Origin of the sequence: Flavobacterium frigidimaris, from assembly GCF_002217275.1 — a bacterium.
Lineage (GTDB): Bacteria > Bacteroidota > Bacteroidia > Flavobacteriales > Flavobacteriaceae > Flavobacterium > Flavobacterium aquidurense.
In genome coordinates, this window is the sequence record NZ_MUGV01000015.1 from 233,811 (window position 1) to 251,464 (window position 17,654).

10 protein-coding genes are annotated in these 17,654 nt (G+C 33.9%); 9 read left to right on the forward strand and 1 reads right to left on the reverse strand.

Annotated features, from left to right (window positions below; all coding sequences use genetic code 11):
* Positions 1 to 20: 20 nt before the first annotated feature.
* Entirely contained in the window at positions 21 to 2,891 is a 2,871-nt protein-coding gene (locus B0A65_RS08530; protein WP_074660480.1) for a helix-turn-helix and ligand-binding sensor domain-containing protein, read from the reverse strand.
* Positions 2,892 to 3,236: 345 nt separating this feature from the next.
* On the opposite strand from B0A65_RS08530, the gene B0A65_RS08535 reads away from it, so the two are divergent.
* The 9 genes from B0A65_RS08535 to B0A65_RS08575 all read left to right on the forward strand — a co-directional run bounded on the left by B0A65_RS08535 (position 3,237) and on the right by B0A65_RS08575 (position 17,645).
* Positions 3,237 to 6,347, forward strand: a complete 3,111-nt coding sequence (locus tag B0A65_RS08535; protein WP_074660481.1) for a SusC/RagA family TonB-linked outer membrane protein — start codon at positions 3,237 to 3,239, stop codon at positions 6,345 to 6,347.
* A gap of 14 nt (positions 6,348 to 6,361) precedes the next feature.
* Positions 6,362 to 7,873, forward strand: coding sequence for a RagB/SusD family nutrient uptake outer membrane protein (locus B0A65_RS08540; RefSeq protein WP_074660482.1), 1,512 nt, complete (start codon positions 6,362 to 6,364; stop codon positions 7,871 to 7,873).
* Between the two features lie 33 nt (positions 7,874 to 7,906).
* The gene (locus B0A65_RS08545) at positions 7,907 to 8,770 is read left to right on the forward strand and encodes a hypothetical protein (protein WP_123890302.1); all 864 of its coding nucleotides are present in this window, start codon (positions 7,907 to 7,909) and stop codon (positions 8,768 to 8,770) included.
* Between the two features lie 149 nt (positions 8,771 to 8,919).
* The gene (locus B0A65_RS08550; protein ID WP_074660484.1) at positions 8,920 to 10,374 is read left to right on the forward strand and encodes a glycoside hydrolase family 30 protein; all 1,455 of its coding nucleotides are present in this window, start codon (positions 8,920 to 8,922) and stop codon (positions 10,372 to 10,374) included.
* Between the two features lie 93 nt (positions 10,375 to 10,467).
* On the forward strand, positions 10,468 to 11,937 hold the full coding sequence (locus B0A65_RS08555; protein WP_074660485.1) for a glycoside hydrolase family 30 protein: 1,470 nt from the start codon (positions 10,468 to 10,470) through the stop codon (positions 11,935 to 11,937).
* Between the two features lie 27 nt (positions 11,938 to 11,964).
* The gene (locus B0A65_RS08560; RefSeq protein WP_074660600.1) at positions 11,965 to 13,440 is read left to right on the forward strand and encodes a glycoside hydrolase family 30 protein; all 1,476 of its coding nucleotides are present in this window, start codon (positions 11,965 to 11,967) and stop codon (positions 13,438 to 13,440) included.
* A 37-nt stretch (positions 13,441 to 13,477) separates the two neighbouring features.
* The gene (locus B0A65_RS08565) at positions 13,478 to 15,220 is read left to right on the forward strand and encodes a cellulase family glycosylhydrolase (protein ID WP_074660486.1); all 1,743 of its coding nucleotides are present in this window, start codon (positions 13,478 to 13,480) and stop codon (positions 15,218 to 15,220) included.
* Positions 15,221 to 15,378: 158 nt separating this feature from the next.
* The gene (locus B0A65_RS08570; protein ID WP_074660487.1) at positions 15,379 to 16,218 is read left to right on the forward strand and encodes an endonuclease/exonuclease/phosphatase family protein; all 840 of its coding nucleotides are present in this window, start codon (positions 15,379 to 15,381) and stop codon (positions 16,216 to 16,218) included.
* Positions 16,219 to 16,220: 2 nt separating this feature from the next.
* Complete coding sequence (locus B0A65_RS08575) at positions 16,221 to 17,645, forward strand: glycoside hydrolase family 30 protein (protein ID WP_074660488.1); 1,425 nt, start codon at positions 16,221 to 16,223, stop codon at positions 17,643 to 17,645.
* Positions 17,646 to 17,654 lie beyond the last annotated feature (9 nt).

Here is a 17,654-nt window from a genome sequence, read left to right on the forward strand (position 1 = left end):
AACGAATGGCTTTTTAATTTTTAGATACTCATTAGAAAACCTATTAGGTTTTCTTTTTTATTTAAACCTAATTTTTTTCTTAGACGGTATCTTGCCAGCTCAACTCCACCAGTCGAAATGTTCATGATTTCGGCAATTTCTTTGGTAGACATATTCATTAACAGATAAGTCGATAAATCAAGTTCCCTAGGTGATATGGTTGGAAATTTTTCCTTTAAACGCTTTAAAAATTCAAAGTGAACGTTCTTGATGTGTTTTTCAAGGTCCTTCCAGCTTTTATCTGTATTTACCTCTTTTACAATGCTTTTATTCAGTTTGCTGACTTGAAATTTTGTTGAATCATCAAGGGCTTCAACGTCAATTTCTTTTAGTTTGTGAATAATGCCATTTAAGATTTTGTTTTTCTTTACAACCTGTAAAGAGTTATTTACTAATTCTTTGTCTTTTGCTAATATTTTAATTTGAAGTTTATCATTTTTTAATTTTTCAATTTCTTTTTCAAGATCATACTGCTCTTGCCTGATTCTTGATTCTTTTTCAAGATACAGTCTTCTTTGTTCGATTGTTTCGTAATATTTATTTTTTCTAATCTTCATTTTTATCCTATTAGAAATAACATAGATTCCAACTATAATTAGAACAAAATAAAGGATCAATGCTAAAAAGTGCCTGTACCAAGGCGGAGAAACGGTGAATAAAAGTGTAGATGTTTCAGATTGAATTCCGTAACTGTTTCTAACTTTTACATTCATTTTGTAATCTCCTTCACGAAGATTTGTGTATTCTTTGATTGCGATAGTGGACCAATTGCTCCATTTATCGTCAAAAGGTTCTAATTGATAAGAGAATTCAACATTTTCCAGATTTTCATAAGTTGGGGATGAGAAAGTAAAACGAACGTGATTGGAAGAATATGGGATACGAACATTTTCAATTTTATTCTGATTGTTTCCTAAAACAATTGTATCGCCCGGAAACGAAAAGCTTCGGATAAAAGCTTTTGGTTTCGTTACAAAATTGTTGAGTAATTCAGAGTCGTAATGAGCTAATCCATCGGTTAATCCTATAAAAATATTTTTAGAATCAATGGTGTTTACTGATAGATAATTACTAACAAGATTGCCGGTTAAATTTGAAAAAGGAGCAACAATATTAGTATAATACTTATTTCGTTTCATTAATACACCTATAGATTCGTCAAAGGCATACCATAAATTCGATTGGGAATCTTCTGATAAGGCGTTTATAATCGGTATATTTTTGAATAATTTAGATAAATTCTTGTCTTCATAAAACAAATCCTGTTCCTGAGAATATTTATAGAAATGATTATTTGTCTGGAAGTATAATTGGTTGTCAATTTTCTGAATACTTCCAATATTTTTGTATTTAGCATCTAATCGATCAATTTTTTTAATGGATGAAAATCTCGTCAAATCATTGCTAAGAGACATTCTATATATTGATTCATCTTTTTTAAGCCATAAAAAGGATTCGTCAAGCTCAAAACTATTTGATGATTTATCAAAGCCAATCACTTGATTTTTGTAGACTAATCCGCCAGCTGTTTTCTGAAAAATGGCAAATCCATCATAATTAGAGCCAATATAAAAACCTGGTCGGTTGGGAATATTTTTAAAACCAAAATAACCTTTGGAATCTATTGTTTGAATTACTCTTCCACCTTTTATAATTAAAGCCCCTCTGTTGTTCGAACAAATCAATTCGTTATCAACCACCTGAACATTCCACGATTGTGCGGTAGTTCCTTCGACAAGCTTAAAAGTATCCTCCTTAAAACTGTTGTTCCATGCGTGATAAAAAACACCCTGATTTGTTGCTACATATAAATTCCCTTCATGAATCACAGAAGCATAAACGGTACTAATGTCATAACTGAAACCAAAGTAGGTAAAAGGAGACCCTTCATTTACAAAAGCAATACCATTGTCAAGGCCCAGCCAAAGGTTGTTTTTATTGTCAATAAAGGAGGTTAAGACAGTATTGTTCTGTAAGCCTTTTTTTCGATTGAGATGTTGGATTATTTTGCCGTCAAAATCACAAATTGCAATTCCGTCTAATACTGAGTTTAGTACAATAAAATTGTTTTTAATTGTTACTCCGCCTAAAGAGTTGTTTTTTTTGACAAAATTATTGGCTTCCGTATTCCAGGGTTTTACTATGTTATTTTCATATAGGAATAGTCCTTTTTCAAGCGTTATAATTAAGGTTTTATTTTTATCAAGCGCATACATTCCCCAAACCTCTGTATTATTGAGGCTAGTTGTATTGGGTAAGGAATATAGTTTTCCGTTTCTATATTCAAGAATACCTTTTTCTATATCCTGGAAATAAAGTTTATTGTTAACTACGAATGAAAATTGAAATCGTTTGGGGGCTTTTAGAATAGTAAGTTTTCCATTTTTGAAGATGTATGCTCTTGCAAAAGACTGAAAAATGGTTTGATTATTTAGGGTATGAATTTTCCAGATAAAGTCAATTATTTTGATTTTATTTTTGTCAATATTTTTTGCCAGTGATGTGTATTTGAGTTTTCCTTTTGCATTTGGTTGAAAATAGCCAAATTCATTATATCCGCCTACGAAAATTTTACCAGAGTCGTCAATTTTTAGACATCTTACAGAAGTTAGATTAGGTAAAGGATATTTTCTCCATGATGAGCCATCAAATTGTAAAAGGCCATTGTTATTAGCAAAATATAGGTTTCCATTCTTATCCTGTCCGATATTCCAATTTTGCGTTCCTCCCTTATATTCGTTTCGTTTGTAATTTCTTACATCAGGCAAACCAATGCTTTTAACTTGCCCAAAAAATGAAGTTGAGAATAATGTAAAAAAAGTAATAATAAAATATGATTTTATCAATTTCATAAATTTTTTAATTTATTTCTATTTATGTTATGTAAGGTGTTTATTTTCAGTGTTTTGATGTGTTTTTGTAGTTACTACAACGAGGTAGTTGGCTGTTTTATTGATAAAAATAAGCATTCTAATACAACTGTAGTGTTTATTTTTGCAATTAACATTTTGATAACATCTTAATTTTTATTTTTAAATTATTTAAAATCAGTAATTTATAAAAAAAATGATGTGTTTTTGTAATGTATAAAATTTTACTTTGATGTGTTTTTGTAATGAATTTTAATTGTTGATAGTAAAAAAATAACATTATTATTGCATCAAATTACTAATTAATTAACCAAAATTTTTAGAAAAATGAAATTAACAAAATTACTTATTTTTTGTATTTCGTCTTTGTTATTCTCGGTTATAGCTGTGGCTCAGGATGTCACGGTAAGCGGGGTTGTAAATGATGAGAGTGGAATGCCAGTTCCAGGTGCAACAATTGTATTAAAAGGAACAACGAAATCAACGGCATCAGATTTTGATGGAAAATTCCAAATTCAAGTACCGTCAAATGGTGTTTTGACAGTTACTTTTATTGGTTACGCTACAGTTTCTGAAGCTGTAAACGGAAGAACAAAAATTACATTTCAATTAAAACCAGAATCACAGTCATTAAATGAAGTGGTGGTTGTTGGATACGGTACACAAAAGAAAGCAGTAGTAACTGGAGCTATTTCCAGCGTAAAAGCTGCCGATCTTGAAAAAGTACCAAACGGACGTGTTGAACAATCTCTACAAGGTCGTGCAGCAGGTGTTTCTGTAGCGTCTACTTCAGGGCAGCCAGGAGCAGCTTCAAAAGTTCGTATTAGAGGTATAACTACTTTTAGAGAAGGTGGAAATGATCCTTTATGGGTTGTTGATGGTATTGCTGTAGATGCCAATGCAATTGGTTTCATTAATCAAAGTGATATCGAATCTATCGAAGTTCTTAAAGATGCTGCTTCTGCTGCAATTTATGGTACTCGTGCAGCAACTGGGGTTATCTTGGTAACTACTAAAAAAGGAAAATCTGGTAAAATTTCTGTAAACTACAACGGTTTTGCTGGTATCTCTGGTCCGGCTAAGAAATTAGATATGCTTAATGCTACACAGTATGGTGCAATTATGAATGAGAAATCATTAGCAGATGGTGGCGGAGTTAAATACGCAAATCCTTCAGCTTTAGGTCAAGGTACCAATTGGCAAGATGCAATTTTTAACGACTCAGCTTTTAGATATACTCACGAATTGAGTATTAGCGGTGGTGGTGATAAATCTACTTTTTATGCTTCTTTTGGAATACAAGATCAGGAAGGTATTGTTGCAACAGAAATTTCAAACTATACAAAGAAAAATTTCCGTTTAAATTCAACTCATAAAATTTCTGATTATTTTACGTTTGGACAAACTTTTGGATATACACACCAAAAAACTAAAGGTATTGGAAATGTAAACAGTGAATTTGGAGGACCTTTGAGTTCTGCTATTAACTTAGATCCACTTACTCCATTGGTTGTTACAGATCCTGCAGTAATTGGTACTGGTTTTTACGCAAATCCAAATATTGTTAGAGATCCAAACGGAAATCCTTACGGAATTTCTACTTTGGTACAACAAGAAATGTCTAATCCATTAGCTTATACGCAAACAAGATTAGGTGGATATAGCTGGTCAGATGACTTTGTTGGTAACGCTTATTTAGAAGCTAACATAACTCCGCATTTAAAATTCAGAACTACAATTGGTGGTAAATTAGCTTATTGGGGAGAGCAAGGTTTTACTCCGGTTTTCTTCCTAAATCCGAATGTTAAGGCGGATAGAAATAATTACAATCAAAAGAATAATAAATCATTTGCATGGACTCTTGAGAACATCTTGACTTATGCAAATAAATTTGGAGATCATAACTTAAACATTTTAGCAGGACAAGGTGCTTATGTTGAAAACATAGGTGGTAAAATTGAAGTTACTATGTTTGGTTTGCCAATCACAAGTTATAAAGATGCTTCTTTTAATTTTGATATTCCTCAAACTGACAGAGTAAACGTTTCAGAGGATTTCGTAGAGCACAAATTAGCTTCATTGTTCTTGCGTGCTAATTATGATTACAAAGAGAAATATCTTTTTACAGGAATCGTTCGTCGTGATGGATCAACTCGTTTTGGAGAAAATAACAAATGGGGAGTTTTCCCTTCATTCTCTTTAGGATGGGTAATTTCGAAAGAAGGATTCTGGAAAGAAAATAACGTAGTAAATACTTTAAAACTACGTGGAGGATACGGAGTTGTTGGTAATGATAATATCGACGATTTTAAATACAGAGCTTTAGTTGTAGGAGGATATAACTATTCTGTTGGAAATACAGGTGCAATTACAACAGGTTACGGAAACTCTACATTACCAAACGCAAATTTAGGATGGGAAGAAACTTCTCAAACGACTGTAGGTCTTGATGCTAAACTTTTTAATGATTTTACTCTTGCGGTAGATTATTACAAAAAGAGAACTACTGGAATTTTAAGAGATGTTGTTATTCCTGGATATGTTGGAGTTGTTAACGCACCTTCTGCGAATATTGCCGATATGGATAACAGTGGTTTTGAAGTTGAATTAGGTTTCAAGAAAAGACTTGGAGAATTTAATTTAGGTATTAATGGAAACGTTGCTTATCTAAAAAATGAAATTACATATGTTGGATCATCTACAAACTACATCGTTGGTGATGCTACTTTCCAATCTATGGGGCCAGTTACAAGAACAGAAGTTGGTCACTCATTTAATGAATTCTACGGATATAAAACAGCAGGTATTTTTCAAAATGAAGCAGAAGTTGCTGCTTATAAAAATGCTTCAGGAGGTTTAATTCAACCAAATGCTAAACCTGGAGATTTCCGTTGGACAGATACAAATGGAGATGGTGCTATTTCAGATGATGATAAACAATATTTAGGTACTAACATTCCAAAATATACTTTCGGTCTTACTTTAAACTTAGACTATAAAAACTTTGATTTTATGGCATTTACTCAAGGATCAGCAGGAAGTAAAATTTTCCAGGGTCTAAGAAGACTTGATATCTTGAATGCTAACTATCAAACTAAAGCGTTAGATCGTTGGGTTGGAGAAGGAACTTCAAACGATTATCCTAGATTGTCAAATAATGATCCGAATAAAAATTTCACTAATATGTCTGATTTTTATCTTGAAAATGGAAACTACTTACGTTTGAAAATTGTTCAGGTTGGATACACAATGCCAACTAATTTATCATCTAAAATTGGTGCAGACAAAGTTCGTTTCTACGTAACAGGAGAAAATCTAATCACTTTTACTAAATACACTGGATTTGATCCAGAAATTGGAGGTCAAGTATTCGGTGTAGATAAAGGAGTTTATCCACAAGCCAGATCTATTCTGTTTGGAGCTAACGTTCAATTTTAATAAATTAAAGAATTATGAAAACTATAAAATTTAAATACATATATATTGCTGTGGCATTAGCGGCTTTGGGCGGATCGTGCTCGGAAGATTTTGTGACCATAGATCCGAAAGGAAAATTTGATACAAGTACTTACTTTTCTAACGAACAACAATGTTATTCTGCTTTAATTGGGGTTTACGATCCACTTAGAAAGAATACTGGTGGTTTCGAAAATTTGGTTGCCATGCTAAATGCTGGTTCAGATGATTTTTATGCAGGTGGTGGTGGACCAACAGATGGAACAGGAATTCAAAATTTCTCTACGCATTCACTTACTTCGATTATCGTACCGGGAAGTTACTGGGGTGATCATTACCAAGGTGTTTCGAGAGCAAATATCTTATTGGCTAAACTTCCTGCCGCCACTATGGACAATGGAGTAAGAGCTAGATTTGCTGCAGAAAGCAAAGCATTACGTGCATTTTACTATTTTAATTTAGTGCGATTGTTTAAAAACATTCCTTTGATTTTAGAGCCATTAACTACAGGGACTATTTATGATCCTGAACAAGTGGCACCAGAAGTAATTTACGCACAAATTGAGAAGGATTTATTAGAAGCTATTCCTGCTTTGCCTAATACTGTTGTTGCAGATACTGAGGCTGGAAGGTTTAATAAAGGTGCAGCGCAAGCGTTACTGGGAAAAGTATATTTATTTGAAGGTAAAAAAACTGAGGCGGCTACCGTTTTAGCTCAGGTAAATGGTACACCAGGACAAACAAATCAATACGGAAATAAATTGCTAGCTAATTTTAGTGATTTATGGGTAACATCAAATAAATTTAATACAGAGTCATTAATAGAAGTTTCTCATACTAGTGCAGGTAACTCTGACTGGACATTTTGGGGATCTGGTAAAGATGAAGGAAACTCTTTAAATGTAATGGTTGGACCAAGAGGTTATTCAAGACCTACAAATTCTACTGCACCGGATCTTCCTGCAGGATGGAGTTTTAGTGTACCTACTCAAAAATTATATGATGCAATGAAGACCGATCCAAGGTTTGCAGCTACAATTTTAGATGTAAAAGCGTTAAAAGCTGCCGGACAAGCTGATTATATTGGTGGTTACCAAGATACAGGATATTTCCTGAACAAATACTTACCAAGACAATCGGATGTTCGTACAGGTGGAGGTAATGCAGAATTAAACTACAAACAAAATTCTTATGTTATCAGACTTGCTGATACTTATTTAATGGAAGCTGAGGCTTTAGGTTCAGGACCGAGAGCACAAGCTTTGCTTGATGCAGTTAGAGCCAGAGTTGGTTTGGCTTCTGTTCCAGTAACATTAGCAGCTATTAAAAATGAGAGAAGAATGGAGTTAGCTGGTGAAGGTCATAGATTTTTTGATTTAGTAAGATGGGGAGATGCTGCAACAGCATTGGCAGACAGAGGTTTCAATGCAGGTACAGATGAGATTTTCCCAATACCATATACTGAGCTTAATGGTACTAAATTGAAACAAAATCCTAATTATCAGTAATACTAAATAACCAAAAACCAAAAACCAAAAACAATGAATCTAAATATAAATTTAAGAAGAAGTGTATACCTAATGCTATTTATAGCATTAGGCACACTAAATAGTTGTGATGACGAAGTTAACGGAAATGTCTTAGTTGCTTCTAGTGTAGATGCTGCATTTACTCTGGTACCGGTTACTGGCGTTACAAATACGTATCTGGCAACAGCACAACCAAATGGTGTTATTTCATCAAGATGGGATACTGGTGACGGTGCTTATCCTGGTAAAATGAATGAAACAATTGTACTACCAGATGCAGGTACATATACTATTACACATACAGCTATTGGTGCTGGTGGTGCAATGGGAACTGCAAATACACAAGTTGTCGTTGCAACTTCTGATCCTGTAAAAGGGAATCTTGTAAAAGGAGGTTCATTCGCAACAGCTACTGATCAGGCAAACTGGAAAAAAGTAATTTACACTGCTCCTGGAGATTGGACTTATAGTTCTAAAGGAGCTACAATTAGTGGATCAGGTGGACATGCAGGTATTTATCAGGCAATTGATGTTGTAAAAGACAAAGAATACAGCATTGATATGGTTGTTTCAGGAGGTGCTTCAGCAGATATGTGGTTTGAAGTTTATGCTGGAAAAAAAGACCCGGCTACTGTTTCTGGCGATTATAGCGACGGAGGTAAAGTAATGGGACTTAATACTTGGGATGGTTGTGGTAATTCAGTTGTTTCAGGTAAATTATCTGCTATTGGATGTACTAAAAACGAAAGAGTAGGTATGATTAGCAATGTCGTTAAATTTGATATTACGGGTAAAATTTACCTAATGATCAGATGTGGCGGAAAAATCGCTGCAGGTGGTATAACTATCAAAAGTGTAGAATTACGCGGAAAATAAAAAGATTAAGTTAAGTTTAAGTTTGGTTGTAAATAGCCCATAATCATTATGAGTATGGGCTATTTTTTAAATCCTTAAACACTGGAAATTGTCTTGTGATAAGCAACTTCTGTAAAACTTCAATTTGGAATTTAAATAATAAGGAAAGAATGAAAAAAAATAGTTTCAAAGTTCTATGCTTTTTGTTTTCGTTGACTGCTTTTGCTCAACAACCAAAAACAAAAAAAGAGTTTACAACCAATGGAAAAAAGATAACGGTTTATACTACTGCTGAAAATTCAAATCTAAGAATTACTGCTACAGATAATTTAAGTTTTTCAGCATCAAAACAACCTCTTGAAATTGAAACATCCGTTTTTGTAGAACCATCAAAAAAGTTCCAGACTTTCATTGGAATTGGTGGCGCAATAACTGACGCAAGTGCCGAAATTTTTGCTAAACTTTCAAAAGAAAAACAAACAGAATTCTTAAATGCCTACTACGATAAAAATAAAGGAATTGGCTATTCTTTGCTAAGAACAACGATACAAAGTTCTGATTTTAGCAGTGAAAGTTACTCTTATATCAAAGAAGGCGATAAAGATTTAAAAACGTTTTCTATTGATCATGACAGACAATATCGCATTCCGCTAATAAAACAAGCCATTCAGACTGCCGGCGGGAAATTGTTAACTTATGTTGCTCCATGGTCGCCAAATGCTTTTATGAAGAGCAACAAAAATGTATTGAAAGGCGGAACATTATTACCGGAATATTACCAGACCTGGGCAAATTTTTATGCCAAATTTATAAAAGCATATGAGAAAGAAGGAATCCCAATTTGGGGAACTTCAACTCAAAATGAGCCAATGGCGGTACAAACTTGGGAATCTTGTATTTATACTGCTGAAGCAGAAAGAGATTTTATTAAAAATTTCCTTGGACCAACATTAAAAAAAGAAAAATTAGGTGATGTAAAAATTATTGCATGGGATCATAACCGTGATTTAATGAATTACAGAGCTAATGTTATTTACTCTGATCCTGAAGCTTCAAAATATGTTTGGGGAATGGGTTTTCACTGGTATGAAACGTGGTCAGGTGGCTCATCAATGTTTGAAAATGTTGCCAAAGTAAAAGAAGCTTATCCTGATAAAGGTTTAATGTTTACAGAAGGTTGTGTTGAAAAGTTTGATGCTTCTAAATTTCAATTTTGGGGTAATGGAGAACGATATGGTATCTCTATGATTAATGATTTTAATAATGGTACAGCAGGTTGGACAGACTGGAATATTCTTTTAGACCAAAACGGTGGACCTAATCATGTTGGCAATTTTTGTTTTTCGCCAATTCACGCTGACACTACAACAGGACAGTTAATTTATACACCATCTTACTATTATATCGGACATTTTTCAAAATTCATTCATTTAAATGCTGTAAGAGTTAGCTCTGCAGTAAGCAGAAGTGCTTTATTAAGTACTTCATTTCTGAATACTGACGGAACAATGGCAACCATTGTTATGAATCAAACCGACAAAGAGGTTACCTATAATTTAATTATAGCTGCTGAAAAAACAGTAGTTAAAATTCCTGCTCATGCGATACAAACGCTTGTATATTAATATTTTATAGAAGAGTACGAGGGTTGATCTGAATCATCCGTTTTGACCCTCGATTACTTGAATTTGAATTTAATCGTTTTTTGAAAAGTAACAATGAAAGTCATAAATAGAATTTTAATAGCTCCAATACTAGTTCTACAATTAAGTTGTTCTTCATCAAAGGTTGTGGATAATACTACTGTTTCTACATCCAAATCAAACCAAAAAATCCAGGTTTATACTACAGCCGAAAATACTAATTTGAGATTATCATTATCTAATAATTTAATTTCGAATTCAACTTCACAACAAACAAATTCAAGCGTATCTATTGTTATAGATACCAAAAAAACAGATCAGACTTTTTTAGGAATTGGCGGTGCCATTACAGATGCAAGTGCCGAAGTTTTTGCCAAATTATCACCTAAAAAACAACAGGAATTCCTGATTGCTTATTACGACAAAAACAAAGGGATTGGTTATTCTCTGGCCAGAACTAATATTCATAGTTGCGATTTTAGCAGCGACAGTTATACATATGTTGCTGAAGGTGACAAAGAATTAAAAACCTTCAATATTGATCACGATAGAAAATATCGAATTCCACTACTCAAAAGAGCAATTGAAACAGCCGGCGGGAAATTAACTTTATTTGTTAGCCCATGGAGTCCCCCAGCTTTCATGAAAGACAATAATGATATTTTGCACGGCGGCGTTTTATTGCCTGAGTTCGCGCAATCATGGGCAAATTATTATGGCAAATTTATAAAAGCATACGAAAAAGAAGGTATACCAGTTTGGGGGTTGACGATTCAAAACGAACCAATGGCGAAACAAAGATGGGAATCTTGTATTTATACTCCGGAAGCGGAAAGAGATTTTCTGAAAAATTTCCTTGGACCAACTTTAGAAAAAGAAGGATTGGCGTCTAAAAATATTATTATTTGGGATCATAACCGTGGTGATCAGTTAGAAGCAAGAGCCAATCTTGTTTTCTCAGATCCTGAAGTTTCAAAATACGCCTGGGGAATTGGATTTCACTGGTACGAAACCTGGAGAGGCGGACCTCCGCAGTTTCAATCTGTAGCAAATATACACAAGGCCTTTCCAGACAAAAACTTACTTTTTACAGAAGGTTGTATTGAAAAATTTGATGCCACAAAATTTCAATTTTGGGGAAATGCAGAACGTTATGGCCTTAATATGATTAACGATTTTAATAACGGAACTGTTGGCTGGACAGACTGGAACATACTTTTAGATCAAAATGGAGGACCTAACCATGTCGGGAATTTTTGTTTTGCTCCAATCCATGCTGATACCGCAAAAGATGAATTGATTTTTACGCCAATGTATTTCTATATTGGTCATCTTTCAAAATTTATTCAGCCAAATGCTAAAAGAATAACTCAAACCATTAGTGAAGAAACCCTTTTAAGTACGTCTTTCAAAAATCCAGACGGAAAAATTGTCACTATTGTTATGAACCAATCAGATAAGGAAGTTGTGTATAGCCTAACCAGCGACACGTTAAAAAATACTATAACAATTCCGCCGCACGCGATACAAACTCTTGTATACTAGTTGCGCTATTAACTAAAAACTATGAAAATGAAACTGAATTTAAATAATAGCATAAAAGTATTATTTTGTGCACTAGCAATATTTGCTCAGATAAAATGCTCTTCATCAAACGATGCTACTGATCCTGTACTACCGCCAGTAACGCCTCCCGTAACACCTCCCGTTGTAACAAATGATGTTGATTTCTGGTTAACCAAAGGAGATCAAAGTGTTTTATTAGCAAAGCAAACCGTAACCCTGGGATTTAATACAACTTATAATATTAATCAAAATATTGAAGTTAGTGAGTCTCAAAAATTCCAGACTGTAGACGGTTTTGGATATACTTTAACAGGCGGAAGTGCTGATGTAATAAATCAGTTGAATGCTTCAAAAAAGAGCGCTCTATTGCAGGAATTATTTGGTTCTGGCGAAAATTCAATCGGAATTAGTTATTTAAGAATTAGTATTGGGGCGTCAGATTTAAATGCAACTCCTTTTACTTATGATGACCTTTCAACTGGAGAAACGGATTTAGATTTGGCAAAATTTAGTTTAGATAAGGATAAAGCGGGTGTAATTTCGCTTTTAAAAGAAATTCTGGCAATCAATCCAAAGATTTTAATTTTGGCAACACCTTGGTCGGCACCAATTTGGATGAAGGATAATGACAGTTTTAAAGGTGGAAAATTACAGCCAAAATATTATGATGTTTATGCAAAATACTTTGTAAAATACATTCAGCAAATGAAGGCTGAAGGAATTACAATTGATGCTATAACACCTCAAAACGAACCTCTTCATGACGGTAATAATCCTAGTATGTATATGTCTGCTACAGATCAGGCTACTTTTATTAAAAACAACTTAGGACCCGCTTTTAAAACTGCAGGAATTAAAGTGAAAATTATTGCCTACGATCACAATTGCGATAATCCAAATTATCCTAAAGCAATTTTGGCTGACGCCGATGCTTATCCTTTTGTAGATGGATCAGCTTTTCATCTTTATGCAGGAGATATTAGTGCTCTTACTAATGTCTATAATTCTTATCCTGCTAAAAGTGTATATTTTACAGAACAATGGACTTCATCTACGGCAAGTTTTAATGGTGATTTGAAGTGGCATCTCCGTAACGTGATTATAGGTTCAATGAGAAATTACAGCAAAAATGCATTAGAATGGAATTTAGCCAATAATACAGCATTTGGACCACATACAGACGGAGGATGTACGATGTGCAAAGGAGCATTGACAGTTACTGGGAATGATAGTTTTCAACGCAATGTTGCGTATTATATTATTGCTCATGCTTCAAAATTTGTTCCGGCTGGTTCTGTGAGAATTGGAAGTAATACAAGCGGAAATCTTCAAAATGTAGCATTTATTACACCATCAGGATCAAAAGTATTGATTGTTGAAAATGATGGAGATGGATTAGAAGTCTTCAATATCAAGTTCAATGATAAATGGGTTACAACATCTCTGGAAGCTGGAGCAGTTGGTACTTATACATGGAAATAATAATATAATTTATAACGAAAAATAAATCATTTTTCAGATGAAAAAAATAATTATAACAGTACAACTTTTACTTTCGATTACAGCTTTTGGACAAGGTTTTTTGCATAGAGAAGGACAAAATATCGTTGATGGAAAGGGTAAAAATGTAATATTAAGAGGTCTTGGTTTAGGTGGCTGGATGGTTCAGGAAGGCTATATGTTGCAAACGCAGCCTTTTGCGAGTCCACAATATAAAATAAAGGAAAAAATTCAGGAAGTTGCCGGAGAAAAAGGTACAAAGGAATTTTATGCCGCTTATAAAGCAAACGGAATCACAAAACGTGATGTCGATTCGCTAGCAGCCTGGGGTTTCAATTCGATTCGCTTGCCAATGCATTATAACTTGTATACACCATCAATTCAGGAAGAAAAAAATGGTGAAATTACCTGGATTGAAGAAGGTTTTACCATGACAGATAATTTACTGAAATGGTGTGCCGAAAACAAAATGTACCTGATTTTAGATCTACATGCAGCTCCTGGTGGACAAGGAAACGATGCCGCAATTTCTGATTATGATACAACAAAACCATCACTTTGGGATAGTGAGGCCAATCAGAAAAAAATGATTGCTTTATGGAAAAAACTGGCTTCTCGCTACAGAGATAATCCCTGGATTGGAGCTTACGACATAATCAACGAACCAAACTGGAATTTTACAGGAACCAATAAAAATGGTTGTGATGAAAATTCAAACGGTCCTTTAAGAGATTTACTCGTTAAGGTTACAAAAGCAATTCGTGAAGTCGATACCAATCATATGGTTATTATCGAAGGAAATTGCTGGGGAAATAATTACAACGGAGTTTTTCCTTTATGGGATGAAAATATGGCATTGAGTTTCCATAAATATTGGAATTACAATGACAAAGCCTCTATCCAAAAAATGTTGGATTACAGAACGCAATACAATGTTCCGATCTGGTTAGGCGAAAGTGGAGAAAATTCTAATGTTTGGTTCAAAGATGCCCTTACATTAATGGAAACCAACAATATTGGATGGGCATTTTGGCCGATGAAAAAAATCGAAAATATTGCAGGGGTAACTTCGGTAACAAAAATTCCGGAGTATGACATTCTATTGAAATATTGGAAAGACGGCGGAGAAAAACCATCAGAAGAGTTCGCCAAAAAAACGTTGATGAAAATGGCGGATAATTACAAAATGCAAAATGTAACCGTTAAGCCGGATGTTGTTGATGCAATGTTCAGACAAGTTCAGACAAATGACACAAAACCATATAAAAAAAATGTAATTCCGGGAAAAATTATTGCAACGCAATATGATTTGGGAACAAATGGATATGCCTATTCTGATAAAGATTTTGTGAATTACAGAGTAGCGACAGGAAATTTTGATCAATGGAATAAAGGAAATACTATGAGAAATGATGGTGTTGATATTTTGCCTTGTGAAGATTCAGGGTCAAATGGTTATCAGGTTTCTTTTATTGAAGATGGAGAATGGTTGCAATTTACTTCTCAGGTTAAAAAGCAAAATACATACAAAGTAGCGATTCGTTATTCAAGTGAAAGTTCAGAAGGCAAGCTTTATTTAGAAACAGAAAACGGAAATAAATCAGAAACAATTACACTTCTGGCAACTGGAGATAATAAAAAATGGAAAACAGTTATTCTATCGGAGGTAAAACTAAATGCCGGAATAAATAAAATTAAAGTGGTTTTTGAAAAAGGAGGTTTTAGTCTGAATTATTTGGATTTTTCAGAAGCTAAAAAGTAAGTTTAAAGGTTGGGATTTTTTAAATGTAAATCAAAAAAAAGGTCATGATTAATTTGATTTTGATTATAGAAGAATATTTAATTAACATTCTTTTTGGAGTTAATTTTTTTCAGTAAAGTCACGGAAAACCTAGCTTTACGAGATTAAAATTTTTTAAGATGAAAAAGATAAATAAAGTTGTTTTTGTAGTAATGGTGCTTTTGGTGAGTAGTTCATTTTATGGTCAGAACTTAAAAATTATGACCTACAATATTCGTCTGGATGTTGCCTCTGATGGAGAAAATGCATGGCCAAACCGAAAGGATTATTTTACCGCTCAAATACATTTTTACAGTCCGGATATTTTTGGAGTTCAGGAAGCAACTCCAAATCAGGTCATTGATATTGCTTCGGCTTTTCCAAAATACAACAGGTTTGGAATAGGAAGGGAAGAAAAAGGAACAGGAGAAGCCTGTACGATTTATTATAAAAAAGATCGTTTTACAATTCAGGATGCTACTACCTTTTGGTTGTCAGAAATACCAAATGTAGTTTCAAGAGGATGGGATGCTGCTTGTAACAGGGTTTGTACCTATGGGCTTTTTACAGATTTGAAAACCAAAAAAACATTTTGGGTTTTTAATCTGCATTTAGATCATATGGGCGAAGTGGCAAGGATAAAAGGAGTGCAGGTAGTACTTTCTAAAATAAAGGAAGTCAATAGCAAAAAATACCCTGTTTTTTTAATGGGTGATTTTAATTCGGAGCCTGATACCAAACAAATTATGGAGATTAAAAAAGTGATGGATGATACCAGCGATATTTCTAAAGAAAAACCTTTTGGGCCATCAGGAACTTTCAACGGTTTTAAACATGATCAACCGGTAACATTATTAATAGATTACATTTTTGTTTCTAAAAATAGTGGACTAAAAATCGAAAAACACGCAGTGTTAAGTGACTCTAAAGATTTAAAATATCCTTCAGATCATTTACCTGTTTTAATAGAAATAGATTAAATATGAAAAACAGCATCAAAAAACTCCAGATTTTACTTTTACTGCCTCTTATTGCAGTTCAGGTAAAATGTGGGTCTTCAAAAAATGCAGCTTCCAGTTCTGGTAAAGCTGAATCCTGGATCACAACTACAGACGAGTCATCAAAATTGCAAAAACAGAACGATTTGGTTTTTAATTCAGAAACGAATTCAAACCAAACCATTTCAGTTGAAGCTTCTCAGAAATTTCAAACCATTGAAGGTTTTGGATTTTCATTAACCGGAGGAAGTGCACAAACAATTTTAAAATTGGATAAAGCTAAAAAAGAAGCTTTGCTTCAGGAACTTTTTTCGAGAAAAGAGGATGCCATCGGTTTGAGTTATTTAAGAATTAGTATTGGTGCTTCAGATTTGAATGAAAGCGTTTTCTCGTATGATGATATGCCGGAAGGGCAAACCGATTTAAAGCTGGAAAAATTTAATCTGGGACCGGATTTAAAAGATGTTGTACCAGTTTTAAAAGAGATTTTAGCGATAAATCCAAAGATAAAAATTATGGGTTCACCATGGTCGCCACCAGTTTGGATGAAAGACAATGGAAGCTCAAAAGGAGGAAGTTTACAGCCTAAATATTATCAGGTTTATGCAGAGTACTTCGTGAAATATATTCAGGCAATGAAAGCACAGGGAATTATAATTGATGCGATCACACCTCAAAACGAGCCATTACATCCTGGAAACAATCCGAGTTTATTAATGCTTGCAGAACAAGAGGCAGAATTTATTAAAACCAATTTGGGTCCTGCTTTCGCGAAAGCAAATATTAAAACTAAAATTGTGGTTTACGATCACAATTGTAACAAACCGGAATATCCTTTAACCATTTTAAATGATCCAAAAGCATTGCCTTTTGTAGCAGGTTCAGCTTTCCACTTATATGAAGGAGATATCAGCGCTTTAAGCAAAGTTCATGATGCTTACCCAAACAAAGATTTATATTTTACAGAGCAATATACAGGATCAAAAAGCAGTTTTGAATCGGATTTGAAATGGAGTGTAAAAAATGTAGTAATTGGTTCAATGCGTAATTGGAGTGTAAATGCACTTTCATGGGGATTAGCAAATGATGAATTCTATAAACCATTTACACCAGGTGGATGTTCTACTTGTAAAGGCGCGTTAATGATTGATCAGGCCCAGAATATTAAAAGAGAAGTTGGATATTACATTATCGGACACGCGTCAAAATTTGTTCCGGAAGGATCCGTAAGAATCGGAAGTAATATTAGCGGAAATCTTTATAATGTCGCTTTTAAAACGCCAGCAGGAAAAATTGTTCTCATTGTAGAAAACGACGGAACAGCGGTAGAAACATTCAATATCAAATACAATCAAAAACAAATTTCAACTACTTTAAATGCAGGTGCAGTTGCAACTTACGTTTGGTAATCAAAATTA